Origin of the sequence: Streptomyces sp. NPDC056486 (assembly GCF_042795295.1) — a bacterium.
Classification (GTDB): domain Bacteria; phylum Actinomycetota; class Actinomycetes; order Streptomycetales; family Streptomycetaceae; genus Streptomyces.
Genome location: NZ_JBHTSF010000015.1, coordinates 79,274 through 97,037, shown reverse-complemented (window position 1 = coordinate 97,037; position 17,764 = coordinate 79,274). Strand labels below are relative to the sequence as shown.

The following is a 17,764-nucleotide window of genomic DNA, read 5'->3' as shown; positions in this document are numbered from 1 at the left end:
CGCCGCGCCCGCCCGGTGTGCGGAACGGAGGGGGTTACGCCAGACCCGCCACGAGGTCCGCCACGGACTTGCGGCGGCCGGTGTAGAACGGGACCTCTTCGCGGACGTGCATGCGGGCCTCGGAGGCGCGCAGGTGCCGCATGAGGTCGACGATGCGGTACAGCTCGTCGGCCTCGAAGGCGAGCAGCCACTCGTAGTCGCCGAGGGAGAACGAGGCGACCGTGTTGGCGCGCACGTCAGGGTAGCCGCGGGCCATCATGCCGTGGTCCTTGAGCATGCGGCGACGGTCCTCGTCGGGCAGCAGGTACCAGTCGTAGGAGCGCACGAAGGGGTAGACGCTGATGTAATTGCGCGGCGTCTCGTCGGCCAGGAAGGCCGGAACGTGCGACTTGTTGAACTCGGCGGGACGGTGCAGCGCCATGTTCGACCAGACCGGCTCCAGGGCGCGGCCCAGCTTGGTGCGGCGGAAGAGGTTGTAGGCCTCCTGCAGCTCGTCGGAGGTCTCGGCGTGCCACCAGATCATGACGTCGGCGTCGGCGCGCAGCCCCGACACGTCGTACGTGCCGCGGACGGTGATGTCCTTGGCGGCGAGCTGGTCGAAGAGCTCCTGGACCTCGTCGGCGTAGCCGGCGCGGTCCTCGGGGAGCAGGTCGCGCAGCTTGAAGACGGACCACAGCGTGTAGCGGATGACCTCGTTGAGGTCCTTGGCCTTCTTGCCCGCGTTCGGGCTCTTGGCGGGGGCGTCGTCACTCATGCGCCTATTCTCCTCCGCCGCCGTGCGGGCTCTGCACCGGGTTGCGGGTGAGCTCCTCCACACCGGCCAGGTCACCGCCGAGCTCGTCGACGGCCGCGTACGCGCTCGCGATACACGCGGGGATGCCCACTCCGTCGTACGCCGCTCCGCACACGGCGAGGCCCGGCAGCTTGCTCACGTGCTCGCGGACGCGGGCCACGCGCGCGTGGTGGCCGACGGGGTACTGCGGCAGGCCGTCGTGCCAGCGGGTGACGCGGGTGGCGACGGGCTCGGCGTCGAGGCCGGTGGCCGCGCGCAGGTCGCGACGGGAGAGCGCGATGAGGTCGGCGTCGTCGCGCCCCAGGATCGCGCTCTCCCCGTACCGCCCCACCGAGGTCCTGAGCACCAGCAGGTCGGGGTCCTCATCGGCGATCCAGCCCCACTTGCGCGAGGCGAAGGTGGACGCCTTGATGGTGTGTCCGTCGACGGGCGGCACGAGAAAACCGCTGCCTTCGGGGAGGTCGGTCTCGCTGCGGCGGTACGCGAGGGTCATCAGGGCCATGGAGGCGTACTCGATGCCTCCGAGCTCGGCGGCCGCGGCGGGCGCCTCGACGCCCAGCAGCGCGGCGGCGGCGTAGGCGGGCACGGCGACGACCACGGCTTCGGCGTCGATGGTCTGATCGCCGGTGCTCACCTGCCAGCCGTCCGGGGTGCGCCGCAGCTCGGTGACCGGCGTCCCGGTGCGGATCTCCCCGCCCCGCGCGCGCACCGAGTCGGCGACGGCGAGCGGCAGTTGGCCGACGCCGCCCTCGATGCCCATGAAGACGGGTCCTGTCTGCTGGTTCTTCGCCGCGCGGGCCTGGATGTCGCGGACGCCCTCGGTGAGCGAGGCGTGCGTGCGGGCGGCCTCGAAGAGCTGCGGTACCGCCGAGCGCATCGAGATGCGGTAGGCGTCGCCCGCGTACACCCCGCCGAGGAGCGGCTCCACGAGGCGGTCGACGACCTCGCGGCCCAGGCGCGCGGCGACGTACTCGCCGACCGCGACGTCGTCCCCGACCTCGGTGGGCGGCAGCTCACGGTCGCGCTCGATGCGGCGCAGGCCTTCGTCGGAGAGCACCCCGGAGAGGGCGGACGCGTCACCGGGCACGCCCATCACATGGCCCTTGGGCATCGGCCGCAGGGCCCCGCGGGTCCAGATCGCCGCGGTCGCGGTGGCGGGCGGCCGCAGCCGGTCGGCGAGGCCCACCTCGCGGGCGAGAGCGACGGCCTCCGGGCGGCGGGCCAGCATCGACTCGGCGCCGAGGTCGACGCGGACGCCCTCGATCTCGCCGGGGAGCAGCTTGCCGCCGAGCCGGTCGGAGGCCTCGATGACGGTCACGCGTGCTCCGGTGTCGAGCAATCGGTGGGCGGCGGCCAGTCCGGCGATCCCGCCACCGATGACCACCACATGACCCGTACGTGTGTCCGTTTCGCGCATGCGTCCACTCTACGAGGCGGCCGCTTCGAGTCGGGCGAGTCCCGACCGTGACCCCATCGGGACCGGTCGGCAACCATCGTTCCGGCCCTCCCGGGCGTCAAAGGAGCATCAGTCACCACGACTCGGGGGGTACGTCGAGATGCTCGCGTCCAGCACGTCAAGGCACCGCACCGTCCAGACACTCTCGGCCGTCCTGCTCGCGGCCGCCCTCGCGCTCACGGGGTGCAGCGCGGCAGGGGGCGACAGCGGCAGCAACGACAAGGCGGCCGGCCTGCGGGCGGACGAGGGAGCGGACGAGGGAGCGGGCGGGGGCGGCGCGGCGGACAAGTCCGGCCGGAAGAAGCCGCCCAAGCTCAACGGCACCCACATCATCCGCACCGCGACCCTGACCGTCCGCGTCAAGGACGTGCCGAAGGCCCTGGACGAGGCGCGCGCGGCGGCCACCGACGCGGGCGGTGTCGTCGGCGACGAGACCACGGACCGCGACGACCGCGGCCACGAGCGCTCCCGCATCGTGCTGCGTGTCCCGCAGGACCAGTACCAGGAGGTCCTCACGTCCCTGGAGGGAACGGGCAAGCTGATCGAGCGCAAGGCCAAGGCGCAGGACGTCACCGATCAGGTCGTCGACGTCGACAGCCGCATCAAGTCGCAGCGGGCGAGCGTGGCCCGCGTGCGGGAGCTGATGGACAAGGCGACGAAGCTGAGCGATGTCGTCACCCTGGAGGGCGAGTTGAGCAGCCGTCAGTCCGAACTGGAGGCGCTGCTCGCACAGCAGTCCTCGCTCAAGGACCGTACGAGCATGTCCACGATCACGCTCTCGCTCAGCGAGACGGCCGTGAAGAAGGCGGACGCGGACGATGACGACCCGACGTTCGTGGACGCCCTGTCCGGCGGCTGGAGCGCCTTCGTGACGATGCTGCGGTGGGTGGCGGTCGCCCTCGGCGCGGTCCTGCCGTTCGTGGCGGTGGCGGCGCTCCTGGCCCTGCTGTGGCAGCGCGTGGTGCGGCCCCGCCGGTCACAGCGCCCGCAGCGGCCCGCTGTGGCGACGGCCCCCGCGGCTGCGGCGACACCGGCGCGCGAGGGCGAGGACGACTAGGGCCCTTCAACTGCCGCCGCGTCGTAGCGTGTCCGTATGAGGATCGCGAAGGAACGACTGGTGATCATCGGGGGCGACGCGGCGGGTATGTCGGCCGCGTCGCAGGCACGCAGGCTCAAGGGGCCCGACGAGCTGGAGATCGTCGCGTTCGAACGCGGCCACTTCACCTCCTACTCGGCCTGCGGCATCCCCTACTGGGTCGGCGGCGACGTCCCTTCGCGGGACGAGCTGATCGCGCGTACGCCCGAGGAGCACCGGGCCCGCGACATCGACCTGCGGATGCGGACGGAGGTCACGGAGATCGACCCCGGGGTCCGCCGGGTCCGCACCCGGGACCTGGAGTCCGGCGCGGAGGCCTGGACGTCGTACGACAAGCTCGTGATCGGCACCGGAGCCCGTCCGGTCCGCCCTTCCCTGCCCGGCATCGACGCCCCCGGCGTGCACGGGGTGCAGACCCTGGACGACGGCCAGGCGCTCCTGGACACGCTGGCCCGTACGCCGGGCCGCAGGGCGGTCGTCATCGGCGCGGGCTACATCGGCGTCGAGATGGCCGAGGCCCTGATCCAGCGCCGCTACGAGGTCACGGTCGTCAACCGCGGCAGGGAGCCGATGTCGACGCTCGACCCGGACATGGGCCGCCTCGTCCATGACGCGATGTCCGGCATGGGCATCGAGATGGTGAACGACGCCGAGGTCACCAAGATCCTCACCGGTGACGACGGCCGGGTCAGGGCGGTGGCCACCGAGGACGCGGAGTATCCGGCGGACGTGGTGGTGCTCGGCATCGGTGTGCGCCCTGAGACGGAACTCGCGAAGGCGGCGGGCCTGCCCGTCGGCGAGCACGGCGGGCTGCTCACGGACATGGCGATGCGGGTGCGCGGTCACGACGACATCTGGGCGGGCGGCGACTGCGTCGAGGTCCTGGACCTGGTCTCGGGCCGCGAGCGGCACATCGCGCTCGGCACCCACGCCAACAAGCACGGCCAGGTCATCGGCTCGAACGTGGGCGGGAGTTACGCGACCTTCCCCGGTGTCGTCGGCACGGCCGTCAGCAAGGTCTGCGACCTGGAGATCGCCCGCACGGGTCTGCGCGAGAAGGACGCGCGGGCGTCCGGTCTGCAGTACGTGTCGGTGACCATCGAGTCGACGAGCCGCGCGGGCTACTACCCCGGCGCGGCCGTGATGACCGTGAAGATGCTCGCCGAGCGCCTCACGGGACGGCTGCTCGGCGTCCAGATCGTCGGCCGCGAGGGCGCGGGCAAGCGCGTCGACATCGCGGCGGTCGCCCTGACGGCCCGGATGACGGTGGACCAGATGACCGCGCTCGACCTCGGCTACGCGCCGCCGTTCTCACCGGTGTGGGACCCGGTCCTGGTAGCGGCGCGCAAGGCGGTCGCGGCGGTGCGGTCGGCGCGCTAGGCCTCTGGAGGGGGCGTCTTCCACCGCGGAATCCACCGTGAATTCCACCGCGGACGCGTCCCCTCCCCCGTCTCACCCGTCACATTCAGGCGAGATTTTCAGCCAACTACGAACCGACCCCCGTACCGGCTCCGTACCGTCTTCGTCAGCGCGCGGTCCGCGTGTGGACGTGCTCCACGAGCCGCGTCAGCGCCTCCGGGTCCGTGGTCGGCAGGACGCCGTGGCCGAGGTTGAAGATGTGCCCCTCAAGACCGGACGCGGCGGCCAGCACCTCGTCCGTCTTGGCCTCGATCGCCTCCCGCGTGGAGAAGAGGACCGCCGGGTCGAGGTTGCCCTGCAGCGCCTTGCCGGGACCGACCCTGCGGACCGCCTCGTCCATCGGCACGCGCCAGTCGACGCCCACCACGTCGGCGCCCGCATCGCCCATCAGACCGAGCAGTTCGCCCGTACCGACACCGAAGTGGATACGCGGCACTCCGTACGAGGCCACCGCGTCGAACACCTTCTTCGAGGCGGGCATCACGGAGCGCGTGTAGTCGGCGGGAGCCAGCGCGCCCACCCACGAGTCGAAGAGCTGCACGGCGCTCGCACCCGCCTCGATCTGCACCTTGAGGAAGGCGCCGGTGATCTCCGCAAGGCGGTCGAGCAGGTCGGCCCAGAGCTCCGGGTCGCCGTACATGAGCGCCTTGGTGTGCTCGTGATTACGGCTCGGGCCGCCCTCGACCAGGTAACTCGCGAGAGTGAAAGGCGCACCGGCGAATCCGATGAGCGGGGTCGACCCCAGCTCGGCCGTCAGCATGCCCATCGCCTCGGTCACGAAGCTCACGTCGTCCGGCGTCAGATCCCGCAGCTGGGCGAGGTCGGCGCGCGAGCGGATGGGGTTGGCGACGACCGGGCCGATGCCCGGCTTGATGTCGAGGTCGATACCGATGGCCTTGAGGGGGACGACGATGTCGCTGAAGTAGATCGCGGCGTCGACCTTGTGGCGGCGCACAGGCTGCAGCGTGATCTCCGTGACCAGCTCGGGCATCATGCAGGACTCCAGCATGGCCGTGCCCTCGCGCACCTTTCGGTACTCGGGAAGTGAGCGCCCCGCCTGGCGCATGAACCAGACCGGCGTGTGCGGCACGGGTTCACGCCTGCAGGCCTTCATGAAGGCGGAGTCGTACGTCGCTGCGTTCTGCTGGCCCTCGGGGCTGTTTTTGGCACTCACGCGGAAAGTCTCGCACGGGCCGCATGACCCCCTCCCCGAGGGACACCCTGCCTTGACCGGGGACCCTCGCAAGGGTGTCCCTCCCTGCACGAAGCCACCGTTCCCCTTAACCTTCCCCGCATGGCTGCGGCTCAAGGACAACGGTCGGACGGCGCTGGCGAGATGGAAAGTACGGAGGGGAAGGTGGCGGAATCGGCTCCGTTGCCCTTCCGCGCGGCGGTCGAGGCGCTGCGCGGGGCACGGCTTCGGCCTGAGATCGAGATCGACCCGACGCGGCCGCCACAGCGCCTCGCCCCACACGCGTACGCCCTGGAGGCGGCGGTGGTCGAGGGCGACGAGGACCTCGCGGACGGGCGTCTCGTCCTGCTGCACGATCCGGCGGGACACGACGCCTGGCAGGGCACCTTCCGCCTCGTCACGCTCGTGCGGGCGGAGTTGGAGGCGGAGATGGCGGCGGATCCGCTGCTTCCGGAGGTCTGCTGGTCCTGGCTGACGGGTGCGCTGCAGGGGCGCGGCCTGGCCTGCGAGGAGCCGAGCGGCACCGTCACGCGTGCGAGCTCGCACTACTTCGGCGGGCTCTCCGAGCGGGCGCCCGCGTCGCAGATCGAGATCCGGGCGTCGTGGACACCGCGCGAGGGGATCGGCGGGGTGCCGGACACTGCGGCGCATCTCGCGGCCTGGTGCGATCTGCTCTGCCAGGTGGCGGGCCTTCCGCCGACGAACCAGGGCCACGGCGGCGGCGACGGGTCCGTGGTGTCGCTGCCGCAGCGGCGGGGGCCGCAGACGCCGTGACCGACGGCGGGGCGAACCCGGACGTGGCCGGATGGGACCGGATGGAACCGGACAGAACTGAACGTGGCCGGATGCGGTTGGGCTGAACGGTCACGCGGATGAGCGATTCTGAACGACTGCGATTCGGGTTGATCTTCGGATGATCGATCATGTGTCCGAATGGTCCGAATTGTTACTCACCAAATCGTGATCATTCTCTAAAGGCGGGCGGGTTTGATGCCGAAGAGGTTGGTGACCTTGAAAGCACGGTTCGTCCCGGCTTCATCCCCGAGCCGGTTCAGTCCCGCACCCCAGGAGGCCTGGTGTCCGTTCTCCTCGAGCAGCCTGCAAGCCTGGTCGCCTACCGCCCGAACAAGCCGACCGCCATGGTCGTCGTGGCCGACCCGCGCGTACGCTCCACCGTCACCCGCCACCTGTGGGCCCTCGGTGTTCGCGACGTGATCGAGGCCTCGTCGATCGCGGAGGCTCGTCCCCGCATCGGCAACCCCCGTGACATCTGCGTCGCAGACGTCCACCTCCCCGACGGCTCCGGCCTGACGCTCCTCTCAGAAACCCGCGCGGCGGGCTGGCCGAACGGCCTCGCCCTCTCCGCAGCCGATGACATCGGTGCCGTACGCAACGCCCTCGCGGGCGGCGTCAAGGGCTACGTAGTCACCGGCACCCGTAACAATGTCGGTCTCCCCACCCGTCCCGGCGCCGCGCCCATCGGCTCGGCCGCCGCCCGAATGCACCGCCGCCCGCCGGGCTCCCCGAGCCACCCCGGTGGCTACCGCGAGCTGTCCGGCCGCGAGGTGGAGGTTCTCCGCCTCGTCGCGGAGGGCCAGTCGAACAAGGCCATCGGCGTCTCGATGGGGCTCTCGGCACTGACCGTGAAGAGCCACCTCGCCCGGATCGCACGCAAGCTCGGCACGGGTGACCGGGCCGGGATGGTAGCGGTGGCCCTGCGCACCGGAATCATCCACTGACTGATTTACACCCCTCGCACGCCCGTCGACGGAACGTTCCGTCGACGGGCGCTGTACATACACAGATACCCTTGACAGGTGACCGACGCCCAAGAGACCGCAGCAGACAATTCACTGCGAACCACCGGAGGCGGCCCTCCGGACGACGTCGAAACGGCGCCGATCCCTTTGCTCGAGCCGCGTGATGGAATTCCTCCGGTGGTCGCCGACGAAACTTCGCTGGCCGAAGTGATCGCCGCATTCGCGGCAGGCAGTGGCCCCGTGGCCGTGGACGCCGAACGTGCGTCCGGCTATCGGTACGGCCAGCGTGCCTACCTCGTGCAGCTGCGCCGTGAAGGCGCGGGCAGCACCCTCATCGACCCCGTCGCCTGCCCCGACCTGTCGGGGCTCGGCGAGGCGATCTCCGGCGCGGAGTGGGTGCTGCACGCCGCCACGCAGGATCTGCCCTGCCTCCGCGAAATAGGCATGATCCCCACCAGCATCTTCGACACGGAACTGGCGGGGCGCCTCGCCGGTTTCCCCCGGGTCGGCCTCGGCGCGATGGTCGAGGGCGTACTCGGCTTCGTCCTGGAGAAGGGCCACTCGGCGGTCGACTGGTCGACGCGGCCGCTGCCCGACCCCTGGCTTCGCTACGCGGCGCTCGACGTCGAGCTGCTCGTGGACCTGCGGGACGCGCTTGAGAAGGAGCTCGACCGGCAGGGCAAGCTGGAGTGGGCCCGCGAGGAGTTCGACGCGATCTCCTCCGCGCCGCCCGCGCCGCCGCGCAAGGATCCCTGGCGGCGTACGTCCGGCATGCACAAGGTGCGGCGGCGTCGTCAGATGGCCGTCGTACGTGAGCTGTGGACCGCCCGCGACGCGGTGGCCCAGCGGCGTGACGTGTCGCCGGGCAAGGTGCTCAGCGACGGCGCGATCGTGGAGGCGGCGCTGGGTCTTCCGCCCAACGTGCACGCGCTCTCCGCCCTCACCGGCTTCGGGCATCGCATGGGCCGCCGTCAGCTGGAGCAGTGGCAGGCCGCGGTGGACCGGGCCAAGGCCCTGCCCGACTCCGAGCTTCCGCAGCCGGGACAGACCGTCTCCGGGCCTCCGCCGCCCCGGTCCTGGGCGGACCGCGACCCGGCTGCCGCGGCGCGGCTCTCCGCGGCGCGGGCGGGTGTCTCGGCGCTGGCCGAGGAGTTGAACATGCCGCAGGAGAACTTGATCACTCCGGACACGGTGCGCCGGGTCTGCTGGGAGCCTCCGGCTCAGGTTGACCCCGAGTCTGTCTCCGCCGCGTTGGCCGCGCACGGGGCGCGGCGCTGGCAGATCACCCAGGTCACCCCGGCCCTGGTAACGGCCCTCACCACCGACTGACCCGCCGCTTCGCGGCGGGATGTCTCCCACCCACCCACCCGTTTACCCCGCATGACGGGGTGAGGGGGTGGGTGGGTGGTTCGCGTGACGGTGCGATCGGCGGGGCACGCCCCTACGGCCCCTGCCGAATTCGGGGCAATCGGGCGGGCGGGCGGGAAACACCCGTCGCGAAGCGACGGAACAGGAACCGCCCCACCGAGCAGCGGAGACGTGATGCCGGGCCATCGGGCGGCTGGGTGGGAGACATCCGTCGCGAAGCGGCGGGACAGGAACCACCCCCACCGGACGACAGAGACACACCCACGCACACCCGACGCGGCTCCCGGGGAGACGCCGGGCAATCGGGCGGGTGGGTGGGAGACATCCGTCGCGGAGCGACGGGACAGGGGCCGCCCCCACCGGCCAGCGGTGACACGCCCACGCGCGCCCGACGCGGCTCCCGGCAAGCGGGGGGGAGAGCCGGCGCGGAGCGGCGGGACAGGGCGGTCGGCCCACGCCACACGCGAGTGTGACCTTCGACTCCCCGAGGCAGTCCGCGCCACCCCTTGGCCGCGTAGTTACCGGCAAGTAGCATGGACGAGGAAAAGCGCCGCCAGGCGCCCCGCACCCTGGAGGAGAGCCATCGTGCCTCGTACCGTCAGGGACGTCGTCTTCGTTGATGGCGTCCGCACCCCGTTCGGCAAGGCGGGCCCGAAGGGCATCTACCACGAGACCCGTGCGGATGACCTGATCGTCAAGGCCATCCGGGAGCTGCTCCGCCGCAACCCGGCCCTCGACCCCGCCAAGATCGACGAGGTCGCCATCGCCGCGACCACGCAGATCGGCGACCAGGGCCTGACGCTGGGCCGCACCGCCGGGATCCTGGCGGGCCTGCCCCAGTCCGTGCCCGGCTACTCCATCGACCGCATGTGTGCGGGCGCGCTGACCGCCGTGACGGCGACCGCGGGCTCCATCGCGTTCGGTGCGTACGACGCCGTCATCGCCGGTGGCGTCGAGCACATGGGCCGCCACCCCATGGGCGAGGGCGTCGACCCGAACCCGCGGTTCGTGAGCGAGAAGCTCGTCGACGAGTCCGCCCTCTTCATGGGCATGACCGCCGAGAACCTGCACGACCGCTACCCGAGCATCACCAAGCAGCGCGCCGACGAGTACGCCGTGCGCTCGCAGGAGAAGGCCGCCAAGGCCTACGCCAACGGCAAGATCCAGCAGGACCTCGTGCCCGTCTCCGTACGGCGGACGAACGAGGAAGCGGGCGAGACCGGTTGGGGTCTGGCGACCGCCGACGAGCCGATGCGTCCCGGCACGACCCTGGAGAGCCTCTCCACGCTCAAGACGCCGTTCCGTACGCACGGCCGCGTCACCGCGGGCAACGCGGCGGGCCTCAACGACGGCGCCACGGCGTCGATCATCGCCTCCGAGGACTTCGCCCGCGAGCACGACCTGCCGGTCAAGATGCGGCTCGTCTCGTACTCGTTCGCGGGTGTCGAGCCCGAGGTCATGGGCTACGGCCCGATCCCGGCCACGGAGAAGGCGCTCGCCCAGGCGGGCCTGTCCATCTCCGACATCGGTCTCTTCGAGGTCAACGAGGCCTTCGCCGTGCAGGTGCTCGCCTTCCTTGAGTACTACGGCATCGCGGACGACGACACGCGCGTGAACCAGTACGGCGGCGCCATCGCGTACGGCCACCCCCTCGCCTCCTCCGGCGTGCGTCTGATGACGCAGCTGGCGCGGCAGTTCGAGGAGCAGCCGGACGTCCGCTACGGCCTGACGACGATGTGCGTCGGCTTCGGCATGGGCGCCACCGTCATCTGGGAGAACCCGAACCACAAGGACGCCGGAGGCGACAAGTGAGCAGCTCCACCAGCTCCACCACCGAGCTTCTGAAGGGTGCGGCCGAGCTGTTCCCGGACGAGGTCGTCACGCAGGCGCACGTGCGCCACCTCGACCTGCCCGCGGGCGCGGGCCGCTTCGCGCTCATCACGCTCGACAACGGCTTCGACCACACCAAGCCGACCACCTTCGGTCCGGGCTCGCTCGCGAACCTGAACACCGCCATCGACCAGGTGGAGAAGGAGGCGGCCGAGGGCACGATCGTCGGTGTCGGTGTCACCGGCAAGCCGTTCATCTTCGCCGTCGGCGCCGACCTCAAGGGCGTCGAGATCCTCAAGCACCACGAGGACGCGCTCGCCATCGGCAAGGGCGGCCACGAGGTCTTCAAGCGGCTCTCCGGGCTCGCGGTGCCGACGTTCGCGTACTACAACGGCGCTGCCATGGGCGGCGGTGTCGAGGTCGGTCTGCACTGCTCGTACCGCACCGTCTCCAAGGCGCTTCCGGCCTTCTCGCTGCCCGAGGTCTTCCTCGGTCTCGTACCGGGCTGGGGCGGCTGCGCGCTGCTTCCGAACCTGATCGGCGCCGACAAGGCCGTCTCGGTCATCATCGAGAACTCGCTGAACCAGAACCGACAGCTCAAGGGCAAGCAGGTCTTCGAGCTCGGCATCGCCGACGCGCTCTTCGAGGGCGCCGACTTCCTGGAGCAGTCGCTGATCTGGACGGCCTCCGTCCTCAACGGCTCGCTCACGGTGGACCGCCCCGAGATCGACCGCGGCGAGGCCTGGGACGCCGCTGTCGCGCGCGGCCGTGGCATCGCGGACTCCAAGGTGCACGGCGCGGCCCCGGCCGCCTACCGCGCCCTTGAGATCATCGCGGCCGCAAAGGACGGCGACCTGCAGCAGGGCTTCGACGCCGAGGACAAGGCGCTCGCCGACCTCATCATGGGCGGCGAACTGCGCAGCGGCATCTACGCGTTCAACCTCGTCCAGAAGCGCGCCAAGCGCCCGGCGGGCGCCCCGGACAAGAACCTGGCGCGCCCGGTCACCAAGGTCGGCGTCGTCGGCGCCGGTCTGATGGCCTCGCAGCTCGCGCTGCTCTTCCTGCGCCGCCTCGAGGTACCGGTCGTCCTGACCGACATCGACCAGGCGCGCGTAGACAAGGGCGTCGGCTACGTCCACGAGGAGATCGACAAGCTCCTCCTCAAGGGCCGCGTCAACCAGGACAAGGCGAACCGCCTCAAGGGCCTGGTCTCCGGTGTCCTGGACAAGGCCGAGGGCTTCTCCGACGCCGACTTCATCATCGAGGCCGTCTTCGAGGAGATCGGCGTCAAGCAGCAGGTGTTCGCGGAGGTCGAGGCCGTCGCCCCGGCGCACGCGATCCTCGCGACCAACACCTCCTCGCTCTCGGTCTCCGAGATGGCGTCGAAGCTGAAGCACCCCGAGCGGGTCGTCGGCTTCCACTTCTTCAACCCCGTCGCGATCCTGCCGCTCCTGGAGATCGTGCGCGGCGAGCAGACGGACGACGCCTCGCTTGCCACGGCCTTCGGTGTCGCCAAGAAGCTGAAGAAGACCGCGGTCCTGGTGAAGGACGCCCCGGCGTTCGTCGTGAACCGCATCCTCACCCGCTTCATGGGCGAGATCCAGAACGTCATCGACGAGGGCACCCCGGTCGAGGTCTCCGAGAAGGCCATCGAGCCGCTCGGTCTGCCGATGTCGCCGCTGGTGCTCCTGGAGCTGGTCGGTCCCGCCATCGGTCTGCACGTCTCCGAGACGCTCAACCGCGCCTTCCCCGAGCGCTTCACGGTCTCCCCGAACCTCGCGGCGGTCGTCAAGGCCGGCAAGCGCGGCTTCTACGTCTACGACTCCGGCAAGCCGGAGCTCGACCCCGAGGTCGCCGCGCTCCTCAAGCAGGGCGATGTCGTCCTGACCGAGGAGCAGGTCCGCGACCGCGTGCTCGACGCCGTGGCGCAGGAGATCGGGCTCATGCTCGACGAGGGTGTCGTCGCCGAGGCCCAGGACATCGACCTGTGCCTGATCACCGGTGCGGGCTGGCCCTTCCACCTGGGCGGCATCACGCCGTACCTGGACCGTGAGGGCGTCAGCGAGCGGGTCAACGCCAAGCGGTTCCTCGCGCAGGGCGTGGCGAGCGTCCCGGCGTAACTCTCCGCCTCGACACGTCAACACGGCTGGGCCGTACGGGATTCGCTCCCGTACGGCCCAGCCGTCGTTTCCGGACCGGAAGAGCCCGAGGCGTCAGAGCGTGGTCCACGCCTCCAGGGCGAGCCCCTTCTCCGCCTTCTGGCGGGCGAGGCGCAGCGTCCCGTCGGCGCCGACCGCCGCGATGACCACGCGGCCGTGCGCGTCGAGGGCCAACGCGGGGGCACCGAGGCACGGTTCGCCGGTCTCGGCCCACCACAGTCCTGCGTCCTCGTCCTCGGTGGGGAACGCGGCGATCGCCGGGCGCCCGGTGCTCGTGCGGTGCGCGAGGACCGTGCAGTCGTGGCCGTCTATGGTCGTCCGCACGGCCGCGGTGGGCCCGGTGCCGGGGGCGCCGCCGAGCGGGACCGCGGGGCCGCCGTCCGCGGGGCGGTGGGCCAGGACACCGCTGCCGAGGACGTCGGCGGCGTAGTACGTGAGGCGGTCGGGGGCGGTCTCCAGGGCCGTGCCGGAGCCGGGGGCCGGGGCGAGCGGCACGTCGTCCGTGCGCAGCAGTTCACCGCCCCGCTCCTCCTGGGCCCAGCGCAGGGTCGCGTCGGCGCCGGGCGCGAGGACCTCCACGCGGCCCGCGGACGTGGCGAGGGCGACGATGCCGTCCAGGGCCTTGCGGACCTTGAAGTCCTTCCAGCCCTCCCACTTGCCGCCCTTGCCCTCGCGGCGCATCCGGACGCTGTTCACCGCGTCCCGCACGAAGACGTGGACCGTGCCCGCGGCGTCCACCGCGGCGGCGGGAGCACCGAGGTGCGGCGCGCGCTCGACGAGCTTGGTGTGCGGGTTGCCGAGGGATCGCCAGTCCATGAGGGGTCGCCCCGACTGGTACTGGACCGAGTGCACGATGTCGACGGCCGTCTTTCCCTCGCCGTCGCTCCTCTCCCTGCGGCCGAGGAAGTGCACGTACCCGTCGGCTCCCTGCGCCAGGGTGAGGTAGGTCAGGTCGGGCACCTCGAAGAATTCCGGTCCCGTCCAGTCGGGGCCGCCGGGCGTGCTCTCCGTCCAGCGCAGCAGTCCGCCTTCGGTACGGGTGTACGCGGTGAGGCGGCCGTCCCGTCCGCGCAGCAGCCAGCGGGCACTCTCAAGGACACCGGTGCTCACGGTTCTCGACCCCGACGACATGACTCGGCGGCACCCCTTCCACGTTCCTGTCCCCGTCCACGTACGCACAACGTTCTACTCGTTAGTTTACGTTTGCCGTATGAGAACTCTCGTCGTGGTCGATGCCGCGAACGTCGTCGGGTCCGTCCCCGACGGCTGGTGGCGCGATCGCCGCGGTGCCGCGGAGCGACTGCGGGACGGGCTCGTCGGGTACGCGGAAGAGGGCCTGCCGGAACACCCGGGGCCGCTGGAGATCGTCCTCGTCGTCGAGGGCGCGGCGCGGGGCGTGGATTCGGTGCCGGGTGTACGGGTCGAGAGCGCGCCGGGCAGCGGCGACGACCGTATCGCGGAGCTGGCCGCAGAGGCCGAGGGGCACCCCTGTCTCGTCATCACGGCGGACCGTGAACTGCGCGGCAGAGTGGCCGAGTCGGGGGCCCGGTGCGCGGGCCCCCGTACGGTTCGTCCCTAGGGCTGCTCTAGAGCCTCTTCGCGCTCCGCAGGGTGGAGGCGTAGTAGCCGTTGCCGTCGAGGCGCGATGTGCCGCCCTTGTCGCCGATCGTCGGGCCGTTGACCTCTTCGCGGCTCGAGATGAAGAGCTTGTGGCCGTCGGCGTCGTGGCCGAGGAAGATCCCCACGTGGTCGAGGCGCTGCTTGGTGCGGGCGTCCAGCTTGAAGAAGACCAGGTCACCGGGTTGGACGACGTCGATGGACTTGGGACGGTCCGCCGAGCCGATGCCCTTGAGCTTGATGACGTCCGTGCCGGCCTTGCCGCGCGCCATGCCGTTGGCGGTGCGGGGCAGGCCGTCGCCCGCCTGGTCGTTGGCCATCAGGGGGTAGCGGGCGCGGTAGCCGAAGACTGTGCGGATGAACCCGGAGCAGTCCATGGAGCGGGCCCGTATCTTCTCCGGCTGGATGGTGGTGCCGTTGCGGAACGTGTACGGGATGCCGAGGTAGTCGAAGAAGTCCGACTGTTCGAGACGCAGGTCGTTGCCCGCGCTGCCGTCGGGGTTGATCGGGCCGAAGTTGGCGTCGCCCGCGTAGGAGATGCCCTCGTCGTCCTTCTTGACCGGAGCGCCCTCCACGTACTGGAACGCCATCGCGAAGATGTCGTCCTCCTCGCTGCCGGAGAACTCCTTGTACCAGTCCTTGAACCACTTCTCCTTCTCGGCGCCCTCACGCCAGTTCTCCGGCATGAGGCGCACCCAGTCGTTCGTCACGACGCGGGACTTGGTGTTCGCGGGCTCGGTGAAGGTGCGGCTCGGTCCGGTCAGCGTCGCGCTGCGGGCGCCGTCCGTGAAGGTGGCGATGACCTTGCCGCTCTCGGTTCGCAGGACGGAGCGGTCGGGGTTCTTGAGGCGCTCCCACTTCTGCTTCCCGCTCCCCGGCTGCCCGTTGCTGTTCTGCAGGCCGCCGGGGGTGTCGGTGACGGCCTGCACCTTGGGCGCTTTGGCTTCTTCGTCCTTGCGCAGTTCCACGGTCAGGTACGCGCTGCCCGCGAGGAGGGCGAGCACGGTCGCCGCGTGCAGGACGGGACGTTTCTTCTTGGGCGGCATGAATGACTCCTGGGAATCAGGCGGACGGCATGAAGCCGAGGAGGATCCCGGCGGTGAGGACGACGTAGGCCATGAGCGTCACCGAGCCCGTGGCGAGCAGGGTGGGGCCCTTGGGCTGGCGTACCAGCTGATAGGCGATCAGGCCGGGGACGATGAAGCCGAGGGTCTGGTTCGCGTACATGAGCGGGAACTCGATCGAGAGCACGATCATCACGGTCGCCTGGAGCGTGACGCCGAGCAGCACGACGGCGGCGAAGAGCCGCTTGCCGTAAAGGATCACGAACTTCTGCATGAGCAGGGTGCCGACGTAGGTCAGCACGGTCACGCCGAGCACCATGGCCGCGCGCTGCAGGTCCTCGACGAGGGTCAGGGCCAGCCAGCCGGGGGTGATCATGCCGCCGGGCGAGAGGTTGGTCGTCAGGTAGCAGACCAGGGAGAAGAGCAGCCCGAGCGCGATACCGACCGCGGCGATCTCGGGGGTGAGGACGGAGGGAATCAACGGGGCTCTCCTGGACTGTGCCACTGCTGGTTGTCGTCTTGGGCGGGCGGTACGGGCGGCACCCGCGGCTCGAACATGCCGCGGGGCGCGGGGGTGTTGGGAGGCGGCTCCTGGCGCGCGTACTGCTCGTGCGGCGCGTAGGCCTCGTACTGCTGGTCCGGGGTGCGCTGCACGGGAACGTGGACCTGCGGGGCCTGAGCCTGCGGAACCTGGGTCTGCGGGAGCTGGACCTGCGGGAGCTGGGCCGTGGAGTACCGCGACTCGTACGCCTCCGGATAGTGCTGGTACGGGTCGACGTGCGGCTCGTAGAACGGGGCGGGCTCCTCGGGGGCGGCCTCCTCGCTCTCGTCCGGCGGCAGTTCCGCGAGGCGCTCCAGGAGCAGCTCGCCCTGACCGTGGATGTTGCCGATCGCCACGAGCGAGGAGTCGGCGCCGAGCTGCGCGAGCATCTCGGCCATGAACTCCTCGGGGTCGCGCCGGTCGCCGCCGAGGTCCACCGCGCGCCCGCGCCACTCGGCGGGGATCGCGTCGATGGCGGACTTGGCGGGGTGGCCGATGACGAAGACCTTCTCCGGCTGGAGCTCGGGGATGATCTCGCCCATCTGGCCGTTGCGCTCGACGCGGTCGGGACGGCAGTTGATGACCACGTGCAGCGGGCGGTGGATGGCGCCGAGGTCGAGCAGCTGATTGATGTTCATCAGCGTCGACTCGGGGTCGTTCGCCGCGAAGACGTTGGCGAAGCGCACCTTCTTGCCGTCCTCGGTGGCGTACCGCTCGACCGAGAGGACACCGGGGTCCGGCGGGGCGTCGTACATGCCCTGGAGTGCGACCTCGCGGCCGACGCCGAGGAGTTCGGCGACCTTCAGGGCGATCGCCACGTTCTCCTTGAAGGTGAACCAGCTGAAGCCGCGCAGCTCGTCGTCGCTCACCGTCTCGGGGTCGGCGTAGATCAGCTCGCAGTTCCGCGCGTCCGCCTCTTCCTTGAGGATGTCGAAACGATCCTGCTCGGCGGTGACGCAGATCCCGCCCTCCGGCATGGAGCGCGAGAGGGAGCGCGCCACGTCGTCGAGGGTCGGGCCCATCTCGGCGAGGTGGTCCTCACGGACGTTGCAGAGCACGCCGATCGTGGAGCGGATCAGCTTGGACTGGTTGATCTCCTGGAGCGCGGGCATGACCGCCATGCACTCGATGACCAGGGCGTCCGGGTTGTACGCGGCGGCACGGCGCACGATGCCGATCTGCTCGACGACATTGGCGATGCCGAACTTGCGGTAGACGGGCTCCTCGGTGGCGTCCGGGTGGATGAACCGGGCCGCGGTACCGGTGGTCTTGGCGACCGTGTTGAGCCCGCCGCCCCGCAGGGCGCCCGCGCAGAGGCGGGTGATGGAGGACTTGCCGCGGATCCCGTTGACGAGGACCCGCGACGGAATGTGCTCCAGGTTGGTGAAGTGCCGCCGCTGTTCGACGACTCCGGCCACCAACAGGATGGCGCCGCACACCACGAGCACGGTGTAGAGGAAGAGCACGGG

The 17,764-nt window shown here is 70.7% G+C and carries 15 protein-coding genes; 8 read left to right on the top strand and 7 right to left on the bottom strand.

Features of this window, described 5'->3' with window-relative positions:
- Positions 1-34: 34 nt before the first annotated feature.
- Entirely contained in the window at positions 35-754 is a 720-nt protein-coding gene (gene hemQ / locus ACFQ7F_RS09495; protein ID WP_383268579.1) for a hydrogen peroxide-dependent heme synthase, read from the bottom strand.
- A gap of 4 nt (positions 755-758) precedes the next feature.
- On the bottom strand, positions 759-2,210 hold the full coding sequence (hemG, locus tag ACFQ7F_RS09490) for a protoporphyrinogen oxidase (protein ID WP_383268577.1): 1,452 nt from the start codon (positions 2,208-2,210) through the stop codon (positions 759-761).
- 139 nt (positions 2,211-2,349) lie between these two features.
- On the opposite strand from hemG, the gene ACFQ7F_RS09485 reads away from it, so the two are divergent.
- Both ACFQ7F_RS09485 and ACFQ7F_RS09480 read left to right on the top strand, forming a co-directional pair.
- A complete protein-coding gene (locus tag ACFQ7F_RS09485) occupies positions 2,350-3,306 on the top strand; it encodes a DUF4349 domain-containing protein (protein ID WP_383268574.1) in 957 nt (318 codons plus the stop codon).
- Between the two features lie 36 nt (positions 3,307-3,342).
- Entirely contained in the window at positions 3,343-4,725 is a 1,383-nt protein-coding gene (locus tag ACFQ7F_RS09480; protein WP_383268572.1) for an FAD-dependent oxidoreductase, read from the top strand.
- A 145-nt stretch (positions 4,726-4,870) separates the two neighbouring features.
- Here ACFQ7F_RS09480 and hemE read toward each other — a convergent pair whose 3' ends face one another.
- Complete coding sequence (gene hemE, locus ACFQ7F_RS09475) at positions 4,871-5,938, bottom strand: uroporphyrinogen decarboxylase (protein WP_383268569.1); 1,068 nt, start codon at positions 5,936-5,938, stop codon at positions 4,871-4,873.
- Positions 5,939-6,058: 120 nt separating this feature from the next.
- Between hemE and ACFQ7F_RS09470 the strand changes: the two genes are divergently transcribed.
- The 5 genes from ACFQ7F_RS09470 to ACFQ7F_RS09450 all read left to right on the top strand — a co-directional run bounded on the left by ACFQ7F_RS09470 (position 6,059) and on the right by ACFQ7F_RS09450 (position 13,034).
- Positions 6,059-6,730: a DUF3000 domain-containing protein gene (locus tag ACFQ7F_RS09470; protein ID WP_383268567.1), complete on the top strand. Its 672-nt coding sequence runs from the start codon at positions 6,059-6,061 to the stop codon at positions 6,728-6,730.
- Positions 6,731-7,032: 302 nt separating this feature from the next.
- Entirely contained in the window at positions 7,033-7,695 is a 663-nt protein-coding gene (locus tag ACFQ7F_RS09465; protein WP_383268565.1) for a LuxR C-terminal-related transcriptional regulator, read from the top strand.
- A 78-nt stretch (positions 7,696-7,773) separates the two neighbouring features.
- Positions 7,774-9,045, top strand: a complete 1,272-nt coding sequence (locus ACFQ7F_RS09460) for an HRDC domain-containing protein (protein WP_383268562.1) — start codon at positions 7,774-7,776, stop codon at positions 9,043-9,045.
- A gap of 624 nt (positions 9,046-9,669) precedes the next feature.
- Complete coding sequence (locus tag ACFQ7F_RS09455) at positions 9,670-10,896, top strand: thiolase family protein (RefSeq protein WP_383268559.1); 1,227 nt, start codon at positions 9,670-9,672, stop codon at positions 10,894-10,896.
- Positions 10,893-13,034, top strand: coding sequence for a 3-hydroxyacyl-CoA dehydrogenase NAD-binding domain-containing protein (locus ACFQ7F_RS09450; RefSeq protein ID WP_383268556.1), 2,142 nt, complete (start codon positions 10,893-10,895; stop codon positions 13,032-13,034). The genes ACFQ7F_RS09455 and ACFQ7F_RS09450 overlap by 4 nt, the downstream gene beginning before the upstream one ends.
- A 93-nt stretch (positions 13,035-13,127) precedes the next feature.
- Here the strand turns inward: ACFQ7F_RS09450 and ACFQ7F_RS09445 are convergent, their stop codons facing one another.
- The gene (locus tag ACFQ7F_RS09445; protein WP_383268554.1) at positions 13,128-14,183 is read right to left on the bottom strand and encodes a hypothetical protein; all 1,056 of its coding nucleotides are present in this window, start codon (positions 14,181-14,183) and stop codon (positions 13,128-13,130) included.
- Between the two features lie 100 nt (positions 14,184-14,283).
- Between ACFQ7F_RS09445 and ACFQ7F_RS09440 the strand changes: the two genes are divergently transcribed.
- The gene (locus tag ACFQ7F_RS09440) at positions 14,284-14,652 is read left to right on the top strand and encodes an NTP pyrophosphohydrolase (RefSeq protein ID WP_383268552.1); all 369 of its coding nucleotides are present in this window, start codon (positions 14,284-14,286) and stop codon (positions 14,650-14,652) included.
- Between the two features lie 7 nt (positions 14,653-14,659).
- Here the strand turns inward: ACFQ7F_RS09440 and ACFQ7F_RS09435 are convergent, their stop codons facing one another.
- From ACFQ7F_RS09435 to pgsB, 3 genes are read right to left on the bottom strand one after another with little or no spacing between them, the layout of a single operon-like run.
- On the bottom strand, positions 14,660-15,736 hold the full coding sequence (locus tag ACFQ7F_RS09435) for a C40 family peptidase (RefSeq protein ID WP_383268549.1): 1,077 nt from the start codon (positions 15,734-15,736) through the stop codon (positions 14,660-14,662).
- 16 nt (positions 15,737-15,752) lie between these two features.
- On the bottom strand, positions 15,753-16,235 hold the full coding sequence (locus tag ACFQ7F_RS09430; RefSeq protein ID WP_249587145.1) for a poly-gamma-glutamate biosynthesis protein PgsC/CapC: 483 nt from the start codon (positions 16,233-16,235) through the stop codon (positions 15,753-15,755).
- Complete coding sequence (gene pgsB / locus ACFQ7F_RS09425) at positions 16,232-17,761, bottom strand: poly-gamma-glutamate synthase PgsB (RefSeq protein ID WP_383268546.1); 1,530 nt, start codon at positions 17,759-17,761, stop codon at positions 16,232-16,234. Before pgsB ends, ACFQ7F_RS09430 begins: the two co-directional genes overlap by 4 nt.
- Positions 17,762-17,764: the final 3 nt, after the last annotated feature.